The following is an 18,792-nucleotide window of genomic DNA, read 5'->3' on the forward strand; positions in this document are numbered from 1 at the left end:
GTCATACCCGCTTCGGGTCGAAGTTGGCCGATTTGCCGGTGCCGTATCGGCGTAACGCTCCTTCGGGCCCGGAAGCGTTGGGCCGCAGGAAGATCCAGTTTTGCCAGGCCGATAGCCGGCCGAAGATCTTGGTCTCGACCGTTTCGGGACCGACGAAGCGGTGATTGGCCTCCATGCCGGTGCAGGCATCCGGTGACAGCGCCGCGCGCCCCTCCACGACGAGCCGGATTTCGTCCTGCCAGTCGATGTCGTCGGGGGCGGCGGTGACCAGCCCCAGTTCCGCGGCGCGGGGGGCCGTCAGTTCGGCATCAATTACAGTGTCTCGCAGCAGGGTTAGGTGATCGCTGTGGCCGTAGAAGCGCGATTCCAGGCGACTCAATCCGTTGCCCATCGGAAAGACCCCGAAGTTGGCGGCCGTCAGCCGCAGGCTCGCGCGCGCTTGGCTTTCTTCGTTGTCCAGCGGCGGGCCGTCGAGGATGTACTGACGGTCGCATGCCAGGGCCAGCTCGGTCAGCATCCCGGTGCAGGCGCTGCCCGGTTCGATCAGGGCGATGAGGCTACGGCTGGTCACATCCAGCCGCTTGAGCACGCGCTTGTAGTACTGCACGATTTCGTTGGCAAGCCAATGACTTTCGGCATTGTGCAGTAGCAGGCGTTCGTAGCCGTCGACGGTGGCCATGTCACCGCCGGTCTGCAGTAGCCAGATGCCGATGTTCGTTTCGTTGGTCCGCAGCCGCAGGATGAGATCGTCGAGCTGGCGGGTCAGCGCCAGCGGCCAGAACGCGGCGCCCTGCGCGGCGGCTTCGTCGAAGTCGGCGGGCGCGGGCTCTGTCGGGGCATGCAGCGTGATGGTGGCTGTCGAACTTGTCCGATCAATGGTGGCGGTGACGTAGTCGTAGACGATGCTGTCGGAACGGATCTCGCGGTTCAGCCCGACGAGTTCGATGCCCCGGGCATGTGACGGGCGGGCCGAGCGCGCGGCGAGTTCGGTGGCGCGGCGGCGCACCGCATCGTCGAATTGGCGCGGCAGCACCAGCTCGTCGACCAGTCCCCACTGCGCGGCCGTCTTGCCGCGCACGCCGTTGGAACGGGTGGCGAACACGTCGGCCAGATCCTTGCGCACCCGGCGCTTGTCGACGACGCGGATTAGTCCTCCCGTGCCGGGCAGCACACCCAACAGCGGCACTTCCGGTAGCGATACCGCCGAGGAGTTGTCGTCCACCAGCAGGATGTGGTCGCAGGCGAGGGCGAGTTCGTAGCCACCGCCCGCGCAAGAACCGTTGACCGCGGCCAGATATGTCTGCCCCGAGTTCTCGGTGGCATCCTCGATGCCGTTGCGCGTCTCGTTGGTGAACTTGCAGAAGTTCACCTTCCATTCGTGGGTCGAGGCGGCGAGCATCTGAATGTTGGCACCCGCACAGAAGACCTTCTCTTTGCCGCTGGTCAGGATGACCGTTTTGACCTCTGGGTGCTCGAATCGCAGTCGCTGCGTTGCGTCGTAGAGCTCGATGTCGACACCGAGGTCATACGAGTTGAGCTTCAGCTCGTAGCCGGGTACCAACCCGGCGTCCTCGGACACGTCCAGCACCAGCCAGGCCAGGTCGCCGTCGAGTCGCAGGTTCCAATGCCGGTACCGACCGGGGTGGGTGTCGAACGAGACTACGGGCGCGGTGGCGTCAGCCGCGCAGACGCGGGGGTGGTGTCCGACATCGATGCCGACCGCCATCGGTCCTCCTAGTGGTGGGAGCCGCATGCCGCTTCAATATATGACACTAGTTATGCGTATCGCAAAGGTTTTGTAGAAGAAGAACGACGGACCTATTCGGCTTCGTCGGCGAATTCGCGCCACCGGCGCTGGGCGCGTTCGTGCCAATGCTGGTGCTGATCCTGAAAGAGCCGGGCGGCAGGTGTCCCGCTCCAGTGCGACGGCAGCAATACGGGCGGTAGCTGGGGATCGAGGAACGGGAATCGGCGCCACTCGTGGACGAGCCGAATCTGGGCGACGAACACGTCGTCGGGCGTCGTCGGTTTCAGTCCGCTGAACTCGGTGATGAATTCCTGGTAGCAGCAGTCGATTTCGGCCAGGTCCCACGCCGAATTGACCATATCTCGTTCGCTGCCGAGCGCACCGTACTCGGCGACAAAGGACAGCGCCTTGCTCGACAGGTCCAGGTTGTCGAGGATGTCCTTGGCTTCCGCGGCGACGGCCGTCCTCGGTGAGATCCATACGCCCGGCGACGGAGAGCCGAATCCGGCCCAGCTCAGTTGTGCGCGCAGCTTGTGGCGCAGGACGCGCATCGATTCGGGTATCGAGACCAGCACCACAAACCAGTGGCCATCCCAGGACGGCTCGTCGGATCCGAAGGTGTAGATGCGGTGGGCACCCTCCACGAGGAGCCGCCGCCCGGCATCGGTGAGCAACCAGCGCGTCCGGCGGCCGACCCGCTCCGACGAGAGCCATCCCTGGGCTGCGGTGCGCGCCAGCGCCTGACGTGCGGAACCCTCTTCAATACCCAACGCGGTCAGTGCCTGCACCAGGGTGGCGGTCCAGACGTGTTGTCCGGTCGGCAGCACGAACTCACCGAGGATCGTCATCAGCAGCGAGCGGGTGCTCGGATCGCCGACTTGATGCCGCCGACTCACAGAGGGGATCACCGCGGGGGGCTTATCGGCTCCGCCACCGCGCCGGGACACTCCCGCCACGTCGTCCTCCCTAGGGCCAAGCATGCGAACTTCAAGCTTCTCATTGTCGTGGCGACAACGGCCGACGCCGTGGTCCTGCGGCTCCGGCGAGCCTACGATCGCTTTATGAGTAGGGCTTTCGTCGTCACATTCGCGGTCGGATTGCTCGTCGCAGTCTTCGGTCTGATCTGGGCGCTGCAGGGATTCGGAGTGCTTGGGGGTAGCCCGATGAGCAACACCACCACCTGGTCCATCATCGGCCCGATCACGGTGGTGATCGGCATCGCGGTCGCGGTATTCAGCTGGCGGAAAATCACGTCGAAATAGTTTGTCAGGTCTACGCCACGGTGAAGTCCACCGTGTGCCATCCGGTGGCGCCGTCGGGGACGCTGCCCACCCGATCTGCGGTTTGGGTAGCTCCGGTGTCGTCGGTGGCGCGCACCGTGATGGTGTGGTTCCCGGGCGTTTTAGCCTGCCAACCGAAGCTCCACAATCGCCACGTCGCCCCGGAATAGCTCGCTCCCATTTCGGCGGGCTGCCACCCGCCGTCGTCGATGCGAACCTCCACGGTCCGCACCCCACGATTCTGTGCCCACGCGACACCGCCGAATACGACTGGCCCGTCCGGTAATTTCTGACCGTCTCTCGGCACGTCGATGCGCGACTCGGTCTTGATGGGCGCCCGCGCGGCCCAGCCGAACCGCGTCCAGTACGCCTTTGCTTGGTCGAAACGGGTCAGCTCCAGGTCAACGACCCATTTGGTCGCGGACACATAGCCGTAGAGACCCGGTACCACCAGCCGGGCCGGGTAGCCATGCTCGATCGGCAGCGGCTGACCGTTGAGACCCACCGCGAGAAGCGCCTCGCGGCCATCGGTGAGGGCCTCCACGGGCGTGCCCGCGGTGAATCCGTCGATCGACGTGGAGAGCACCATGTCGGCGTCCGCGTGCACACCGGCCGCCGCGAGCAGGTCGGCCATCCGGTAGCCCGTCCAAACGCCCGTCGAGATCAGTTTTCCTCCAACGGGATTCGAAACGCAGGTCAACGTTGTCACCATCTCGACGACGTCGAAGTGGGCGAGGTCGTCGAAGCTGTAGGTGGCTTCGCGGTTCACCTTGCCGTGGATGCGCAGCCGCCAGTCGCCGTGGCTGAGTTGAGGAATGCTCAGCGCGGTATCCACCCGGTAGAAGTCCGCGCTCGGGGTGATAAAGCTGGGTAGTGCAACGTTTTTCGGCTGCACATCGGCGGGTATCGGGGGAGCCGGCGTGCGCGGGCGGGGGAGCGCGAAGGTGTTGCGGTCGCCGGCCACCGAATGCGCCAACCGCGTCACGACCGCACCGACCACGCCGCTCACCACGCCGAATCCGAGCAACCCGAACACGATCAGCGTGCGCCTGCGCGCGTCCGGCTCGTCGTCGGCGCCGTCGGCTGGTTCTGCCGGCCAGAACCGGCGGGTCAGCAAACGCAGGACCGCGACGCCGCAGGCAGCTCCCGCAACGGTGGGGATCGTGTCGACCAACGTTGTATGCCCCCGCGATAGCACCGCGATGCATCCGAGGACACCCGCCGCGGCGATCACGGCGCTGCCGAATGGGCGTCGCCGAGTTTCGAGGCTCCCGGCGATCGCGGCGATCGTAGCGATCACCACGAGCACCACGATAGCCAGGAAGACTTTGTCCAGGGAGCCCAGGGTCTGGATCGCCCACTCCTTGACGGTGCCTGGAGTCAGGTCGACGATCACCGACCCGATCGCGGCACGCGCATTGGCCCGCGCGCCGAACGGAATGTCCACCAGCTCGGCTACTCCGAGCGAGACGGCCGCGGCGGAGACCCCGGCGATCATCCGCTCATTCGACGGGGCGACGGCCATCGAGTCACCCTACTGCGGCGCGAGCGCGTTCAGCTGCGTAAATCCCGGTCGAGACGTAACTTGTCGGGTGGGGGGTGGAGACGGTCTGATCGAAATGGTCTCAGCGCGAGAAGTGGAGGGGACACGGCATGACCGACAATCCGCAGGCTGATCGAGGCCCGGCTCCCCCCGCTCGCCTGGAGTCATTGCTTGACCAACGTGGGCGTCCGCCGGTGCTGAAACGTTCCGTCGACCTCGAAGACTGGGCCGGCGGGATAGCGCAGGAATCGGCGCGGGTCCCCGCCGTTCGGGTCGGCCGTCGCTGGCTCAGCACGCTGTGGCTGATACCGATCGGGGTGGCCGGCCTCCTGGTCGCCGTCGCGCTGGCGCAGCAGCTTCGTCAGTACGGCTGGATGCAAAGCTTCCTCGAGACCTATCCGGGAACGTCGACGACCTATGCGGCGCCCGTCACCTCCGGATTTCCGGCATGGCTGCGTTGGCAGCACCTGTTCAACATCATCTTCATGATGTTCATCATCCGGGCGGGGCTGCAGATTCTCGCCGATCATCCGCGGCTGTATCTCAATTCGGGCTGCCGCCCCGGAACCGAATGGTTCAGAATGCGCGACCCGGTGCCGTCGGACCGCATGGATCAAGAGGACGCGGCGCGTGTGTGGACGGCGAAAGATGATGCGGTTGCCCTTCCGAAATGGCTGGGCATTCCCGGCATACGCCACACGATCGGGCTGGCGCGGTGGTGGCACTTCAGCTTCGATCTCCTATGGCTGGTCAATGGCATCGTCTTTTACGTACTACTGTTCTCGACTGGCCAATGGCGGCGAATCGTCCCGCGATCATGGGATGTCTTGCCCAATGCTCTGTCCACGGCGGTTCAGTACGCATCCCTTGATTTCCCGGCCAATGTCGGTTTTACGAACTACAACGGGATGCAGATCATCGCCTACTTCACCACCGTCTTCGTCGCTGCCCCACTGGCTTTCGTCACCGGCCTGCTGCAGGCGCCCGCGATTGCCGCCCGGTTCGGCTTCGGCCGGGGTGTTCTGAATCGGCAGGTCGCGCGGACCGCCCATTTCGCGGTTCTGGTGTGGATGGTGTTTTTCATCTTCGTCCACACGGTGATGGTGTTCACCACCGGACTGGTGGGGAACCTGAACCACATCGTCTTGGGCACCGACACCAAATCGTATTGGCCCCTGCTGATTTACGTCGTGGCGATGGTCGTCATCATCGCCCTGTGGTTGAGTGCCACTCCCGTCACGCTCCGCTATCCCGGGGTGGTCCAGGTGGTCGGTCGCTGGACGGTCGGATGGTTGAAGGACGCGATGGAACTACTTCATCCCAACGCCTCCTATTCGGAAAAAGACATCTCCCCGTACCTCTGGCCCAACGGCACGCTACCGACCTCCGATGATTACCGTCGTTTGCAAGCGGACAATTGGAAGAACTATTCGCTCCGTATCGAGGGGCTCGTGGAGAACTCGGTTTCGCTGTCCTACAACGATCTTCGCGCGCTACCCAAGCATGAAAAGATCACCCAGCATTACTGCATCCAAGGGTGGTCCGGTGTTGCCAAATGGGGCGGCGTTCGCATGTCCGACATCCTCGATATTGTGCACCCGCTGCCGACGGCGCGTTGGGTGGTGTTCTACTCCTTCGCGGAAGGGGCCGGCGGGGCACTAGAAGGTCGGTATTACGACTGCCACAAGATCGGCCACATGCGTGAACCGACGTGTCTGCTTGCCTACGAAATGAACGGCCAGCCGCTCAACGAGGCCCACGGTGCGCCGCTGCGGCTGCGAAATGAGCGCGAGATCGGCTTCAAGCAGGTCAAGTGGATCGAGGCGATCGAGTTCGTGGATAGCTTCGACCACCTCGGGTTCGGGCAAGGCGGATACAACGAAGACCACGAGTTTTACGGGTATCGAATGCCGATCTGACGGTTCGCTATGCGGCGCTGGGGTTTTCCAGCACGACGGCCACACCTTGGCCCGACCCGATGCACACTCCGATGACGCCGTAGCGGGCGCCGCGCTCCTGCAGTTCGGTCGCCAGGGTGAGCACATAGCGAGTTCCGGTGGCGCCGAACGGATGTCCTATCGCGACGGCGCCGCCGTTGGGTGTCAGCTTGTCGTCCGGAATCACGAAACCGCCTAGCTGGTTGGGCAATTCGCGCAAGACGCCGAGCGCCTGAGCGCTGAATGCCTCATGGACTTCCCAGATGTCGATCTGCTCGGGCGTCAGACCTGCCCGGCGGATCGCCATCGGAATGGCCCACGCCGGGGCGAGTCCCATGATGAGCGGGTCGATCCCGTATACCGCGCTGGACACCACCCGGGCCAGTGGTGCTACCCCGAGTTCGGCGGCTCTCTCACCGGAGGCGACGACGACCGCGCTCGCACCGTCGGTCAGTGGAGTGGAGTTGGCCGCCGTCATCTGGGTGGTGCCGGGTTGGACGGGCAGGGCGGCGAGTGTTTCGGCCGTGGTGTCGTCGCGGATGAATTCGTCGTGCTCGGACAGCCGCGCGGGGGTCTTCTTCGTCGCGGGGATCGGCACGCTCATGATCTCCTTGGCGAACCGGCCGCGGTCGCGTGCGGCCTTGGCGTGCTGTTGGGACCGCAGCGCGAAAGCGTCGATCTCCTCGCGGCTCAGCGAGTACCGGTCGGCGACGTTTTGCGCGGTCTCGATCATGCTGATGTAGGCGTTGCGGGCAAGCAGGGCCGGGTTGGGCGGACCGCCGGCGCCCGACCACATGGTGTCGAGCATGAGCACCGGGCCGCGCGGACTAAACGGTGCGTCGCCTTTCATCAGCGCCCACCCCGACCGCGACATCGATTCGACGCCGCCGGCGATCCCGACGCCCAAGTCGCCGGCCTTGATGGCATGGCTGACGCTGACCAGCGCGCTGAGCGACGATCCGCAGTACCGATTGAGGGTTGCCCCGGCGACGCTGTCGGGGAATCCCACCGCCAGCGCTGCCCAGCGGGCGATGTCGCCCATTCCCTCGTGCGCGGGATTCACGCAGCCGGCGACGATGTCCTCTACGGCGTGCAAAGGCACACCGACCCGCTCGCAGGCGCCTTTCATGGTCATGCCGAGCAACTCGTCGGTGCGGATACCGGATAGCGTGCCGCCATAGCGGGTGAACGGGGTGCGCACTCCACCTAGGACGTATGCCTCAGTCATCGTTGACCTTTCAGATAATCGTCAGGACTGGCTGACGCTGGACAAGTTTAGGCTCATCCGCCCACCGGCCGGGGCTTTCTGCTTGGGCACACAATGCTGCCAGTCACGCTGGCAACGACCCTGCATGAGGATCAGGTCTCCGCCCGCCGGCGTGAACACCGTGCTGGGGCCGCCGCCGCTGGGGCGGACCAGGAATCGACGAGGCGCGCCAAGGCTCAGCACAGGAACGATCGCCGTCGGCGCCTTGTGCGCCGGACGGTCGGCGTGCCAGCCGGTGCCGTCGTGGTGGTCTCGGTACCAGTTCATCCAGATCCGGTCGTACGGCACGCCGAGTCGCTCGCCGAGCGTGGCGGCCAGCTCTGCCAGCAGCGCGGGCGCGGCGGTCAGGTCGACGTATTCGCCGGTCAGCCGGGGTTCGTCGACCATCCGTTCGTACATCCAGCGCCGACGTTGTTCCCACACGTCCAGGGTGGCCGGCTCGTCGAGCAGCCGCCGGTGTCCAACAAGGAAACCCGGCACGTGGGTGATCCATGAGTGCTCGTCGAGCCGGTGTTCGGTGGCAGCGTCAAACGCGTCGATATCGATTGCGGGAGGCAGGTTTTCGTCGTCACCGAACAGCGTCGGCTGGTAGGCGTGCGTCATCGGCGCCTCCTTGTATCGCAGCGAACTCCGTAGACAACGGCGAAAGCCGACGAAATAGTCCGACCTACCCGGGACTTAATTGCCGAAGATGGCCGCGGTAGTCAGCGCCCCAGGATCCTGCGCAGACCGGCAAGGTATTGGTGCTCGGTTACGTCGGCGCCCATCCGACCCGAAACCTTTGTCAGATAGGGGAACTCGGACTTATCGAGCAGATGGATCCACGTGGAGCGCGGCCGATCGGCCCCGGCCTCGGTCTCGACAATCGCGAACAACGCGAATCCCAGGGTGTAGGTCGCAAGAGTGCGCTGCAGCACGAAGGCCTCGTCGGCACAGAAACCGGCCTTGTCGAGACAATGCAGCACCTGCTCGATGATCTTGGCCTGCGCATGACCGAATACCGGTAGCTCGGCGATCGCCTGGGTGACGTTGCGGTGATCGAGGAACCTGCGGTAGATGGCGAGGAAAACCTTCTCCAGCGCGGTGTCCCAGGCCCGCCGCATGTCCAGTGCCGGCAGATTCTCCAGGAGCAGGTCCGGAAGCATGGCCAGGATCGCGTCCTTGGACTCGGCATAGCCGTAGATGGTCATGGGCCCGACTCCGAGTTCGCGGGCGAGCCGCGCAATCGTCAGCGCCGCAGCACCTTCGGTGTCGACGAGTTCGAAGGCCGCTCGGGCGACGCGTTCGCTGGTGAGCAGCGACGGCCTGCCGGGCCGGCGCTGCCCGCCGGTCTCAGCTGGCTCGGTCACGCCACGCAGCCACCAACCCGGCGTTCTGCGCCGGCGTCGACCCATAGGTCACGATCTCGTCGGCCCCGGCGTCGATGAACCGCTGCAGATTGGTCACGCATTCGGCGACCGTGCCGATCGCGCTGCAGTCCCAGATGTATTCGTCGGGAATCAAGCCGGCGACATCCATCATCTGGTGGCGCTGAAACTCGCGATCCGCGACCTGCTTGATGCCCTCGAAGAGCTTGTGGTTACGGATCTTGTCGAGCAGGCCCAGATCCCAGCCGTTGGCGTTGCAAAGCTGCTCGCCGTAACCGGGATACTGCAGATACGTCACCATCCGCCCGCTCGAGATCGCGCGTGCCTCGAAGTCGTCGAGGTCGGGGGCGGTGACGACCAGTGCGGCGATTCGGATGTCGGCGGGGTCCCGGCCCACGCGTTCGCAGGCATCCACGATGCGTTGCTTGGCGGCAGCCACTGCCGTCGGGTTCATCATCGGGATCAGGATAACGCCGTCGGACTTGGCCGCCGCGAACTCGGCGCCCTTCGGCCCGCAGAAGCCGCCGAACCAAATCGGGGGCGGCGCACCGTGATACGTCTCGGCGAACGACAGATCCTCAAAGGTGCCGACGGGCCCGTCGTACTGGACATGCTTGCCGTCCCAGAGGTTTCGCAGGATATCGACATAGTCGTGCATCTGGCGAAACGTCGCCATCTTGATGCCGGTGCCCTTGAAGTAACCGTTGTCGCCGCGTCCCAGCCCCATGTTGAAGCGCTCGCCGTAGCACGCCTGCATCGTCGCCCCAAATGCCGCGGCGGTCCACGGATGCCGGGTGGTCGGGTCGATGACGCCCGTTCCGACTTCCAACCGCGAGGTCCGCGCCGCGATACCGGACAGGATCACGTCGGCCCACTTGATGTCGATGCGCTCGGACAGCCAGACCCGTCGGAAGCCCAACCGCTCCGCATCGACGCCGTCCTGGATGCCTTGCGCCGGAGTCCGTGAGACGGTGTCGAACTTCGAATCCTCTTGCTGCGACGTGACAGCGCCGGCGATGACGAACGCGCTCATGTCCTCGGCGACGGGGGGCAGGGCGGTGTCGAGGCTCATAGTCTTTCTCTTCTCACGTCCGAACGGAGTTTTCCGTATGCTATACCGAAACGTGCATTTTCGTATAGCGCACGAATAAGTTGCCGCTCAGTGGTGATGGCTGTGTGACGCGGTGCTATCGCGATGTTCCTGGGCCGCGTTGGTTCCGCCGGCCGGATAGGCGTGAATCATCGCGGTGGTCAGTTTGGGCACGGCATGAATGAGATCGTGTTCGGATTCGTGTGCAATCTGATGTGCCGCAGACAAACTCAGAGCGGGGTCGATGTCGAGTTCGGCGTCGGCGTGCAGCCGGTGCCCGATCCAGCGCATCCGCATGCTGCGCACCGAACGCACACCCGGTCGGGCGGCGAGCGCGGCCTCGGCAGCATCGATGAACGACGGATCGACACCGTCCATCAGCCGGCGGAACACATCTCGCACCGCGGTGCGCAGCACGGCCAGGATCGCCACCGTAATCACCAGGCCGACGATCGGATCGGCAAGCGGGAAGCCCAAAGCCACGCCGCCCGCGCCGATCAGCACCGCCAGCGAGGTAAAGCCGTCGGTGCGCGCGTGCAACCCGTCGGCGACCAGCGCGGCCGAACCGATGCGGCGTCCGACCCGAATGCGATACAGCGCCACCCATTCGTTTCCGATGAACCCGACGACTCCGGCCAACGCGACCCAGCCGACGTGCTCGATGGGCCGCGGATTGATCAGCCGCTCAACGGCCTCATACCCGGCGATGATCGCCGACAGCGTGATCATCGCGACCACGAACAGTCCGGCCAAGTCTTCAGCCCGGCCGAAGCCGTAGGTGTAGCGGCGGGTTGCGGCCTTGGTGCTCAACGAAAACGCGATCCACAGCGGCACGGCGGTCATTGCGTCGGAGAAGTTGTGGATGGTGTCGGCGGCCAGCGCGATGGAGCCGGAGAGGACCACGACGACGATCTGCGCGCCGGCGGTCGCGCCCAGGACCAGCAGGCTGATCTTGACCGCGCGGATCCCGTCGGCGCTGGATTCCAGCTCGCTGTCAAAGCTGTCCGCAGCGTCGTGGGAATGCGGCGCGAAGATCTCCCGGATCGCGCCCCGCAATCCCTTCGGGTGATCGTGGCCGTGATCGTGGGAGTGGTCGTGATCGTTCATCGCGCGTTGGCCTTTCGGGGCCGGGGACCGGTTGAGATGCCCCGCACGTTCGGGTCACCGCGGTGGTGGGACGGCACACCGGGACCGGCGTGCTCGGCATTGAACACCGCATCGATGACCAACTGGCGGACGTGTTCGTTCTCCAGGCTGTAGAAGATCGTGGTGCCGGAGCGGCGGGTGCGTACCAGCCGCGCCATGCGCAGTTTCGCCAGGTGCTGGGACACCGACGGCGCGGGCTTATCCACCTTTTCGGCGAGGTCGTTGACCGACGACTCGCCCTCTGTCAGCGCCCACAACACCCGAATACGGGTGTGGTCGGCCAACATTCGGAAGACCTCGACGATCAGGCCTACCTGATCCTCGGCGAGGGGTGCTGCAGCAGTATCTGCATTCATACGTAGATAGTAGCTTAAAGACCCGCGCGGCGCCTTCTCGAGCGACCATTGGGCGACTTTCGGATGGGATATCGCATCCGCGAACCGGCTATTGGTTCGCGGACGTTACTTGTGTGACGGGCGCGGTTCGTTAGAACTTCGCGACGGCTCCCGCATCGATCGGCAACGCTGCCCCGGTGATGTACTGCGCCTCGTCGGAAGCGAGGAACAGCACGGCGTTGCTGACGGCGCGTGCCTCGATCACCGGCACCGGAAGCATATGGAAGTGGCCGAGCACGGCGGCGGTGTCGTCCATGGTGGGGTGGGGCAGGTCCGGTCGCAGCGTGCGGTGGAACTGCTCGTTGTCGATCATCGGCGTCCGTATGTTGCCCGGGTGGATCGAGTTGACGCGAATCAACTGCGGTGCAAGCTCATTCGCGAGTGAGTTCATCAAGCCGACAACGCCGTGCTTCGCCGAGGCGTAGTGCGCCATGTACCCGCCACCACGCAGACCCAACATGGAACTCACCAGGATGATGGATCCGCCACGGCCGTCGGACATGTGTGGCACCGCCACCTTGATGGTGTGAAAGACCCCGGTGAGGTTGATATCGAGCATCGTCTTCCAGGCAGCCTCTTCGATCAGCGCGGCGGGCGCGGGGCTGCCGCTGATGCCGGCATTGGCGATCACCACATCGGGCCGGCCCAACTCGTCGACTCCCCGCTGTAACGCTTCGCGAAGACTTGCGAGATCCCTGACATCGGCCTTGGCGGTCACGATGCGCCTTCCCGACTTATCGACCAGCGCCGCGGTTTCGTCGAGGTCGGCCTCAGTCGCCCCCGGATAGATGACACCTTCGACATCGCCGCACAGGTCGACGGCGATGATGTCGGCGCCTTCCTCGGCCAAGCGGACGGCGTGTTCTCGGCCCTGCCCGCGCGCAGCACCCGTGATGAATGCGACCTTGCCGGCCACCCTGCCAACGGCGTTTGTCATGGTGGACACGATATCGCTGACCGCCAGGCCCGCCCGCTCAGGAGTCGCAATCCGTTGAGCGCGACGATGATTGTCGAACCTTCGTGGCCGGCCACGCCGAGGGGCAGCGGCAGGTGGCCGAGTAAGTCCCACACGACGAGGCCGGTGATGAATGTCGCCGCGATGGCCAAATTGGCGATGACGACGCGGCGCGCACGACGGGCCAGCGCAATGACTGCGGGAATCGTGGCGAGTTCGTCGCGGACGGCGACGGCGTCGGCGGTTTCCAGGGTGAGATCGGATCCATTGCGGCCCATGGCGATCGACGAGTGCGCCGCGGCCATGGCGGGTGCGTCATTGATGCCGTCGCCGACAAACAACACCCGATGGCCGTCGGCCTCGAGCTGACGTACGGCGGCGACCTTGTCGTCGGGCAGCAGGTCGGCGCGAACATCGGTGATCCCGACCTGCGCGGCCAGATGCTCCGCTGCCGGCCGGGTATCGCCGGTGAGCAGGGTCGGCGGGCTGGACGTGATCGCGGTGACGGCGCGGACCACCGCGTCGGTTCCTTCGCGCACAGTGTCGTCCAGTCCGAGAACACCCACCGGCGCTGCGTCGACGGTGACGAGCACGGCCGTCGTGCCCCGGCGTTCGAGGTTGCTCGCCGCGACCGGATTGCTGTGAAATGCGCGCGGGCTCAGCACTTCGATCGTCCGTTCCGCGACGCGCGCGCGCACGCCGCGACCGGGCAGGGCCTGGAATTCGGTGGCTTCGGCAACGGCGAGGCCCCGTGCGTGGGCGGCGGCCGCGACCGCGCGCCCAAGTGGATGCTCGCTGAATTGCTCTGCGCCGGCAGCTATTCGCAGCACGTCGTCGTCCGAGTAGCGATCGTCGATCACCGTGATGCTGGTCAGTTGCGGTGTCCCGGTCGTCAGGGTGCCGGTCTTGTCGATGGTGACCGCGGTGGTATCCGCAAGGTGCTCCATCGCGACCGCCGACTTGACCAGGACACCGTGGCGTCCGGCGTTGGCGATCGCCGAGAGCAGCGGCGGCATGGTGGCCAACACCACCGCGCACGGCGACGCCACGATCATGAACGTCATCGCCCGAAGCAGCGTCGACTGTAGTTGCGCCCCGAGCAGCAGGGGCACCGCGAACAGGGCGAGGGTCGCCGCGACAACGCCCACGGAATAGCGCTGCTCGACCTTTTCGATGAACAGTTGCGTCTTGGCTTTGGTCGCCGATGCCTCCGCGACCAGGGCAACGATGCGGGCAACGACGGTGTCGGACGGGTCCTTGGTGACGCGAATGCGTAGTGCCCCAGCACCATTGAGGGTTCCGGCGAATACCTCGTCATCGCCTGCCTTGGCGACCGGAATCGGCTCCCCGGTCACCGACGATTGGTCGACATCTGACGCACCATCGACGACGACACCGTCGGCGCAGAAGCGTTCACCGGGGCGCACGATGACACGGTCACCGACGCGAAGGTCGGCCGCGTTGACCGATTCTTCGACCCCGTCGGCATCGATGCGGACCGCGCGATCGGGTGCGAGGTCAAGCAACCCCGTGACCGAATCCTCGGTGCGCTTGGTCGCCGCGTCTTCCAATGCGCCCGACGTGGCGAAAATGACGATCAGCAGCGCCCCGTCAAAGATCTGGCCGATGCTCACGGCGCCAACGGCGGCGACCACCATCAGCAGATCAACGTCGAGCGTGCGAGAACGCAACGCCTGCAAGCCTTCCCAGGCGGGCGACCAGCCGCCGATGAGGTAGCACGCCAGGTAGAAAACCCACCAACTCCACGAAGGAGCGTCGAGTAGCTGGGCCGCGAGTCCGGCCACAAACAGGACCACGGCGACGGTCGCCAACCGGACCGATGCGACCGACCACAGACCCGAGACGCTCGACCGCCGTACCGATGGCGCGTGCGTCGGCTGCACGGTGGTGCAAGTCATCGAAGCCCCTCCCGCGTCAACACAGCCATCTATGTATACATGTAAAGCTCTACATATGTCATATCAGTTTGTAGGTGCGTGCTTCAATTGAGAGATGGGACACGGAGTCGGCGGCAGGGTGAGGCCACCGGCGACGCTCGACTCGGTGTCCGCGGTCAAGATCGCCGAGACGCTGCAAGCCTTGGCGTCACCCAATCGGCTGATGATCCTGACCAGGCTGCGCCAATCCCCGTGCTCGGTCGGCGAGCTGTCGACGGCCGTCGGCATGGAACAGCCGGCGGTGTCTCACCAGTTGCGGCTGCTTCGAGCCCTCGGACTGGTCGCTGGTGACCGCAACGGCCGCAACATCGTCTACCGCCTCTATGACAATCACGTCGCTCAATTGCTCGACGAGGCCGTCTACCACATCGAGCACTTGCGTCTCGGCGCGACCGATACGACGGCGTAGCGACTTAGTGGGCGCCCATCATCGGCGGCCCCATCATTCCCCGCATCATCGGCGGCATTCCGTCGCGGACGAACCCGCTGATTTCCAGGGCGTGCGCCCGAATGGCTTGGGTGAGCACAGGATCGTCGGCGGTTTCTTCGGCCACGACACCGTTTGCGGTGAAGGTCAATTGGCGACGGTAGCCGTTCGCGTGTCTGAACAGCGTGGGGAGACTGCCGCTCATACACATGACTTCGGCGCTCTGGTCGAACCTCCTGGTGTGGTGGACAGATCAATTGCGAGCCATGCTACCCCTCCCGGGGAGGGGTGGGGTAGGCTGATTGTTGACGAGTTCAACCGCGCTGTTGGGCGCCCGGAAGGAGGCGACGATGACTCAGGAGCTGACGGCCAAAAAGCGTTCGGCGCTCAATCGGCTCAAGACCGTTCGAGGTCATCTCGACGCGATAATCCGGATGCTCGAAACCGACGCGTACTGCGTGGACGTCATGAAGCAGATTTCCGCGACGCAGTCGGCGCTGGAGCGCACGAACAGGGTCATGTTGCACAACCACTTGGAAACCTGCTTCTCCGAGGCGGTGCTGGACGGACGGGGAGCAGGAGCCATCGACGAGCTCGTCGATGCTCTCAAGTTCAGTCCCGCATTGACCGGACCGGATGCTTGCTTGAACGGCACGGCCGCCGACGAGGCGATGCGCGCCCGTACACCGTGAGCCGTCGTCGATGCCTCACCAGCCTGGGTGTTCGACCTGGTCGGAGAAATTTAGCTGAACATTTGATAAGACCGTGTTTCGGGATGGGATTAGATACGGTATCGGCTCTAATGTGGTGGAGATGAGTATCGAGTACTACCTGCAGAAGGTCCCGGTCGAATCCGTCGAGCCGGGCTTCTCGCTGGCCATCGGCGAAGACGGCGACTACCGGCTGTTCCAGGTCGAATGCACGCAGAGGTCGCATCGGGCCGGCTTGCCCATCACGTTCAGGCTCACCTCCGAGCCCGTCAACGGTGGCGATCCCTGGGTCCTGGAGTGCGAAGAGGGCACGCCGGTCGTCCGCATTCTCGGCGTCGGCAAGGCGGCGTCCTAGGCCTCCTGGGCCGTTGCCGCCGGCTTAGCCGCGACGACGAACTGCACCGCGCGCTGCGTCTGCTGTTCGATGTCGACGAGCCCGGCCGACGAGAACAGGTCGATGAAGGCGTGCCGGCCGAACACCGTGAGCCCGATGCTGCGCGCGGCCACGGTCATCAGATGCCGCACCGCGGCCGCTTCGGGGGCATAGCTGGTCAGGATCGCGATCCGACCGCCGGGCCGCAGCACGCGCACCATCTCGCCGGCCACCCGGAACGGCTCGGGCATCAGGTACAGCGCACCGAAACAGCAAACGGCGTCAAAGGTTTCGTCGTCGAACGGCAACATGCGGGCATCGCCGCGGACATAGCAGGTTTGCGGCCCACTGTTGTCGGCGACAGCCCGCGTCAGCATCGATTCGGAGATATCGAATCCGACCGCCAGGCCGGCGTCCGGCAATACGGCGGCCAGGGGAGCGGTGAAATTGCCTGGGCCACAAGCGACATCGAGCAACCTGTGTGCGTCCGGTAGATGCAGCGCCGACGCCGCGCGGCGCTGTTCGGCCCGGTGCGTCAGCCCGCTGGCCGCGTAGAAGGCGGTCGGGCGCCACAATCGCTCGTAGACGGTCGCGACGAACGGGCTGTTCATGGCGCGCTGCGCAACGGTTGGAACCGGCGCGCCGGTCGATTCGCCCAACACGTCGAGAAAACCGCGTCGCAGCTCGGCGGTCCGGCTCATGAGGCCGCGGGTCAATTCGACCGGATCCTGGCTCATTGTGTTCCGACGCTAGTGGACCGCGCCGCCGCGCGGGGGCCCGGGTGCGTGCGCCGGGCTCGTCACAGTGATAATCATTTTCATCAATGGTCATGGGATTTCAGGCCGGGTGCGATAGATGAGGGCCGAGCGCCGACCGCGTTTCGGGTCAATGGAAGTCCTGGTCTTCGGTTTGGTGGGGTTCGCGATCGCGGGGACGTGGCTGCGCGCCGTCGTCGCGAACAGCGACGCATTGGCCACCGCGGGCACGGTGTTCTGCGGCGTCTTCGTCCAGGCCCTGCCCTTCCTGGGCTTGGGTGTGGTGGTCAGCGGATTGATCGCGGTGTTCGTGCCGCCCGAGCGGCTGGTGCGCTGGCTGCCGCGCCGGCCCGCGGCCGCTGTGCTGGCTGCCGGTGTCGCCGGGGCCGCGCTGCCCGGATGTGAGTGCGGCTCGGTGCCGGTGGCGCGCCGGCTCTTCGGCGACGGCGGGGCCGCAGGAGCGGCGGCGTTGACGTTCATGCTCGCCGCGCCCGCCATCAACCCCGTCGTGGTGGTCGCGACGGCCGTCGCCTTCCCGGGTCAGCCGAAGATGGTCATCGCCAGGGTCGCCGCGTCGCTGCTGACCGCGGTGGTGATGGGCTGGGCGTGGTCGCGGTGGGGCCGTACCGAGTGGATCACCCGCCGGCTCCCGCCGCACGAGTCGCACGGTTCGGGGGCGCAGTCGAAGTGGCTGCTGTTCTGCGAAGTGGCCCGGCACGACTTTCTGCAGGCCGCGGCCTACCTCGTGGTGGGAGCCGCCGCCGCGGCGGCCCTGCATGTTCTGGTGCCGCCGTGGATCTTCGAAAACGTCGGCGCGCATTTGGTTCTCGGCGTCGTCGTGATGGCCGTGCTGGCCGTCACCCTGGCGGTGTGCTCGGAAGCCGACGCGTTCGTGGCGTCGAGCCTGACGATGGTTCCGCTGGTGCCGCGGCTGGTGTTCCTGGTGGTCGGGCCCGCCGTCGACGTCAAGCTGCTGGCCATGCAATCCGGCATGTTCGGGCGCGCGTTCGCCACCCGTTTTGCCCCCGCGACTTTGGTGGTGGCCACCGCGGTGGCCACCGGAGTCGGCGTGCTGCTGCTGGGCGGTTCGCGATGAGGCGCGAAACCGAGAACACGATCCTGCTGCTGGTCGGCCTGAGCATCGCGCTGATCCTGGCCACCGGCGTGTTCACCCGCTACGTCAAGCCCTCGCTGCTGCCGTGGCTGGTGCTCACCGCCGCGTTGCTGATCGGGCTCGCGCTGGTGTCCATCGCCGGCGACGTGCGTCGCGGCGGCCGTGATCCCGAAGACGGGCATGCCCACCGCGGCGGCGTGGTGTGGCTGCTCGCCGTGCCCATCGTGGTGCTGTGCTTTGTGACGCCCCCCGCGTTGCGGCCCCAAGCCGCGACCGGGTCGGTGACCAACGTCTCCAATAATGTTCTGCGCGTGGCATTTCCGCCGCTACCGCCGGGACGGGCGCCGGAGCTCTCGCTGGCGGAGGCGGTGGTGCGGTCAGCCAACGACAGCACGGGGTCGCTGGACAACCGGCTGATCACGGTCACCGGCTTCGCCCTTCACGAACCCGGCGGCGTCGACCTCGCCCGCATCGTCATCATCTGTTGTGCGGCCGACGCCCAACTGGCCCGCATCCATCTGCGCGATCACGACGGCGCCAGCACCTTCGGATTCCCGGACAACACCTGGCTGCGGGTGGAAGGCGTGGTGACACCGGCCGAGCGCCAACCGCACACGCCGCCGATCCCGACCCTGCGGGCCGTCTCGGTCACGCCCGTCCCCGCGCCGGCCAACCCCTACGCGTAGGCCCAAAGAACGACAAACCCGCTGGTTAGCCTGTTAGGCTCG

20 protein-coding genes are annotated in these 18,792 nt (G+C 65.6%); 7 read left to right on the top strand and 13 right to left on the bottom strand.

The window, feature by feature from the left end; all coding sequences use genetic code 11:
• Position 1: 1 nt before the first annotated feature.
• Both boxC and G6N55_RS22785 read right to left on the bottom strand, forming a co-directional pair.
• A complete protein-coding gene (boxC, locus tag G6N55_RS22780; protein WP_085219797.1) occupies positions 2 to 1,726 on the bottom strand; it encodes a 2,3-epoxybenzoyl-CoA dihydrolase in 1,725 nt (574 codons plus the stop codon).
• 92 nt (positions 1,727 to 1,818) lie between these two features.
• Positions 1,819 to 2,643, bottom strand: coding sequence for a PaaX family transcriptional regulator (locus G6N55_RS22785; protein ID WP_197747368.1), 825 nt, complete (start codon positions 2,641 to 2,643; stop codon positions 1,819 to 1,821).
• A 165-nt stretch (positions 2,644 to 2,808) separates the two neighbouring features.
• Here G6N55_RS22785 and G6N55_RS22790 point away from each other — a divergent pair, with 165 nt between their 5' ends.
• Complete coding sequence (locus tag G6N55_RS22790; protein ID WP_085219896.1) at positions 2,809 to 3,009, top strand: hypothetical protein; 201 nt, start codon at positions 2,809 to 2,811, stop codon at positions 3,007 to 3,009.
• 10 nt (positions 3,010 to 3,019) lie between these two features.
• Here G6N55_RS22790 and G6N55_RS22795 read toward each other — a convergent pair whose 3' ends face one another.
• A complete protein-coding gene (locus G6N55_RS22795) occupies positions 3,020 to 4,552 on the bottom strand; it encodes a molybdopterin-dependent oxidoreductase (protein ID WP_085219795.1) in 1,533 nt (510 codons plus the stop codon).
• Between the two features lie 128 nt (positions 4,553 to 4,680).
• On the opposite strand from G6N55_RS22795, the gene G6N55_RS22800 reads away from it, so the two are divergent.
• Positions 4,681 to 6,489 carry a molybdopterin-dependent oxidoreductase gene (locus tag G6N55_RS22800; RefSeq protein WP_085219794.1) on the top strand — a complete coding sequence of 603 codons (1,809 nt, stop codon included), beginning with the start codon at positions 4,681 to 4,683 and terminating at the stop codon, positions 6,487 to 6,489.
• A 7-nt stretch (positions 6,490 to 6,496) separates the two neighbouring features.
• Here the strand turns inward: G6N55_RS22800 and G6N55_RS22805 are convergent, their stop codons facing one another.
• The 8 genes from G6N55_RS22805 to G6N55_RS22840 all read right to left on the bottom strand — a co-directional run bounded on the left by G6N55_RS22805 (position 6,497) and on the right by G6N55_RS22840 (position 14,646).
• Complete coding sequence (locus G6N55_RS22805; protein ID WP_085219793.1) at positions 6,497 to 7,735, bottom strand: thiolase family protein; 1,239 nt, start codon at positions 7,733 to 7,735, stop codon at positions 6,497 to 6,499.
• Positions 7,736 to 7,756: 21 nt separating this feature from the next.
• Entirely contained in the window at positions 7,757 to 8,377 is a 621-nt protein-coding gene (locus G6N55_RS22810) for an alpha-ketoglutarate-dependent dioxygenase AlkB (RefSeq protein ID WP_085219792.1), read from the bottom strand.
• Positions 8,378 to 8,478: 101 nt separating this feature from the next.
• Positions 8,479 to 9,123, bottom strand: coding sequence for a TetR/AcrR family transcriptional regulator (locus G6N55_RS22815; protein WP_163667464.1), 645 nt, complete (start codon positions 9,121 to 9,123; stop codon positions 8,479 to 8,481).
• Positions 9,107 to 10,213: a TIGR03857 family LLM class F420-dependent oxidoreductase gene (locus G6N55_RS22820; RefSeq protein ID WP_085219790.1), complete on the bottom strand. Its 1,107-nt coding sequence runs from the start codon at positions 10,211 to 10,213 to the stop codon at positions 9,107 to 9,109. Before G6N55_RS22820 ends, G6N55_RS22815 begins: the two co-directional genes overlap by 17 nt.
• Before the next feature lie 87 nt (positions 10,214 to 10,300).
• Positions 10,301 to 11,338 carry a cation diffusion facilitator family transporter gene (locus tag G6N55_RS22825; RefSeq protein WP_085219789.1) on the bottom strand — a complete coding sequence of 346 codons (1,038 nt, stop codon included), beginning with the start codon at positions 11,336 to 11,338 and terminating at the stop codon, positions 10,301 to 10,303.
• Positions 11,335 to 11,733, bottom strand: a complete 399-nt coding sequence (locus G6N55_RS22830) for an ArsR/SmtB family transcription factor (RefSeq protein WP_085219788.1) — start codon at positions 11,731 to 11,733, stop codon at positions 11,335 to 11,337. Before G6N55_RS22830 ends, G6N55_RS22825 begins: the two co-directional genes overlap by 4 nt.
• A gap of 130 nt (positions 11,734 to 11,863) precedes the next feature.
• The gene (locus tag G6N55_RS22835; protein ID WP_085219787.1) at positions 11,864 to 12,709 is read right to left on the bottom strand and encodes a mycofactocin-coupled SDR family oxidoreductase; all 846 of its coding nucleotides are present in this window, start codon (positions 12,707 to 12,709) and stop codon (positions 11,864 to 11,866) included.
• Positions 12,706 to 14,646 carry a heavy metal translocating P-type ATPase gene (locus G6N55_RS22840; RefSeq protein ID WP_085219786.1) on the bottom strand — a complete coding sequence of 647 codons (1,941 nt, stop codon included), beginning with the start codon at positions 14,644 to 14,646 and terminating at the stop codon, positions 12,706 to 12,708. The genes G6N55_RS22835 and G6N55_RS22840 overlap by 4 nt, the downstream gene beginning before the upstream one ends.
• A 94-nt stretch (positions 14,647 to 14,740) precedes the next feature.
• Here G6N55_RS22840 and G6N55_RS22845 point away from each other — a divergent pair, with 94 nt between their 5' ends.
• Positions 14,741 to 15,094: an ArsR/SmtB family transcription factor gene (locus tag G6N55_RS22845; RefSeq protein WP_085219785.1), complete on the top strand. Its 354-nt coding sequence runs from the start codon at positions 14,741 to 14,743 to the stop codon at positions 15,092 to 15,094.
• A gap of 4 nt (positions 15,095 to 15,098) precedes the next feature.
• On the opposite strand, the gene G6N55_RS22850 is transcribed toward G6N55_RS22845, so the two are convergent.
• Positions 15,099 to 15,263 (bottom strand): hypothetical protein, encoded by a 165-nt coding sequence (locus G6N55_RS22850; RefSeq protein WP_372517596.1) that lies wholly within the window; start codon positions 15,261 to 15,263, stop codon positions 15,099 to 15,101.
• Between the two features lie 199 nt (positions 15,264 to 15,462).
• Here G6N55_RS22850 and G6N55_RS22855 point away from each other — a divergent pair, with 199 nt between their 5' ends.
• Together G6N55_RS22855 and G6N55_RS22860 are read left to right on the top strand one after the other, a co-directional pair.
• Positions 15,463 to 15,804 (top strand): metal-sensitive transcriptional regulator, encoded by a 342-nt coding sequence (locus G6N55_RS22855; protein WP_085219784.1) that lies wholly within the window; start codon positions 15,463 to 15,465, stop codon positions 15,802 to 15,804.
• A gap of 121 nt (positions 15,805 to 15,925) precedes the next feature.
• Entirely contained in the window at positions 15,926 to 16,177 is a 252-nt protein-coding gene (locus G6N55_RS22860) for a hypothetical protein (RefSeq protein ID WP_085219783.1), read from the top strand.
• On the opposite strand, the gene G6N55_RS22865 is transcribed toward G6N55_RS22860, so the two are convergent.
• Positions 16,174 to 16,932 carry a class I SAM-dependent methyltransferase gene (locus G6N55_RS22865; RefSeq protein ID WP_085219782.1) on the bottom strand — a complete coding sequence of 253 codons (759 nt, stop codon included), beginning with the start codon at positions 16,930 to 16,932 and terminating at the stop codon, positions 16,174 to 16,176. The genes G6N55_RS22860 and G6N55_RS22865 overlap by 4 nt on opposite strands.
• A gap of 118 nt (positions 16,933 to 17,050) precedes the next feature.
• On the opposite strand from G6N55_RS22865, the gene G6N55_RS22870 reads away from it, so the two are divergent.
• Both G6N55_RS22870 and G6N55_RS22875 read left to right on the top strand, forming a co-directional pair.
• Positions 17,051 to 18,046, top strand: coding sequence for a permease (locus G6N55_RS22870; RefSeq protein ID WP_085219781.1), 996 nt, complete (start codon positions 17,051 to 17,053; stop codon positions 18,044 to 18,046).
• On the top strand, positions 18,043 to 18,750 hold the full coding sequence (locus G6N55_RS22875; RefSeq protein WP_085219780.1) for a TIGR03943 family putative permease subunit: 708 nt from the start codon (positions 18,043 to 18,045) through the stop codon (positions 18,748 to 18,750). The genes G6N55_RS22870 and G6N55_RS22875 overlap by 4 nt, the downstream gene beginning before the upstream one ends.
• The last annotated feature ends 42 nt before the right edge of the window (positions 18,751 to 18,792 follow it).

It is taken from the genome of Mycobacterium florentinum, from assembly GCF_010730355.1.
Taxonomy (GTDB): Bacteria; Actinomycetota; Actinomycetes; order Mycobacteriales; family Mycobacteriaceae; genus Mycobacterium; species Mycobacterium florentinum.

Excerpts from the sequence above, each read along its gene's own strand:
- boxC (WP_085219797.1), bottom strand. The coding sequence starts at position 1,726 with ATGGCGGTCGGCATCGATGTCGGACACCACCCCCGCGTCTGCGCGGCT.
- G6N55_RS22790 (WP_085219896.1), top strand. The coding sequence starts at position 2,809 with ATGAGTAGGGCTTTCGTCGTCACATTCGCGGTCGGATTGCTCGTCGCA.
- G6N55_RS22795 (WP_085219795.1), bottom strand. The coding sequence starts at position 4,552 with ATGGCCGTCGCCCCGTCGAATGAGCGGATGATCGCCGGGGTCTCCGCC.
- G6N55_RS22800 (WP_085219794.1), top strand. The coding sequence starts at position 4,681 with ATGACCGACAATCCGCAGGCTGATCGAGGCCCGGCTCCCCCCGCTCGC.
- G6N55_RS22805 (WP_085219793.1), bottom strand. The coding sequence starts at position 7,735 with ATGACTGAGGCATACGTCCTAGGTGGAGTGCGCACCCCGTTCACCCGC.
- G6N55_RS22810 (WP_085219792.1), bottom strand. The coding sequence starts at position 8,377 with ATGACGCACGCCTACCAGCCGACGCTGTTCGGTGACGACGAAAACCTG.
- G6N55_RS22820 (WP_085219790.1), bottom strand. The coding sequence starts at position 10,213 with ATGAGCCTCGACACCGCCCTGCCCCCCGTCGCCGAGGACATGAGCGCG.
- G6N55_RS22825 (WP_085219789.1), bottom strand. The coding sequence starts at position 11,338 with ATGAACGATCACGACCACTCCCACGATCACGGCCACGATCACCCGAAG.
- G6N55_RS22830 (WP_085219788.1), bottom strand. The coding sequence starts at position 11,733 with ATGAATGCAGATACTGCTGCAGCACCCCTCGCCGAGGATCAGGTAGGC.
- G6N55_RS22835 (WP_085219787.1), bottom strand. The coding sequence starts at position 12,709 with ATGACAAACGCCGTTGGCAGGGTGGCCGGCAAGGTCGCATTCATCACG.
- G6N55_RS22840 (WP_085219786.1), bottom strand. The coding sequence starts at position 14,646 with ATGACTTGCACCACCGTGCAGCCGACGCACGCGCCATCGGTACGGCGG.
- G6N55_RS22845 (WP_085219785.1), top strand. The coding sequence starts at position 14,741 with ATGGGACACGGAGTCGGCGGCAGGGTGAGGCCACCGGCGACGCTCGAC.
- G6N55_RS22855 (WP_085219784.1), top strand. The coding sequence starts at position 15,463 with ATGACTCAGGAGCTGACGGCCAAAAAGCGTTCGGCGCTCAATCGGCTC.
- G6N55_RS22860 (WP_085219783.1), top strand. The coding sequence starts at position 15,926 with ATGAGTATCGAGTACTACCTGCAGAAGGTCCCGGTCGAATCCGTCGAG.
- G6N55_RS22865 (WP_085219782.1), bottom strand. The coding sequence starts at position 16,932 with ATGAGCCAGGATCCGGTCGAATTGACCCGCGGCCTCATGAGCCGGACC.
- G6N55_RS22870 (WP_085219781.1), top strand. The coding sequence starts at position 17,051 with ATGAGGGCCGAGCGCCGACCGCGTTTCGGGTCAATGGAAGTCCTGGTC.
- G6N55_RS22875 (WP_085219780.1), top strand. The coding sequence starts at position 18,043 with ATGAGGCGCGAAACCGAGAACACGATCCTGCTGCTGGTCGGCCTGAGC.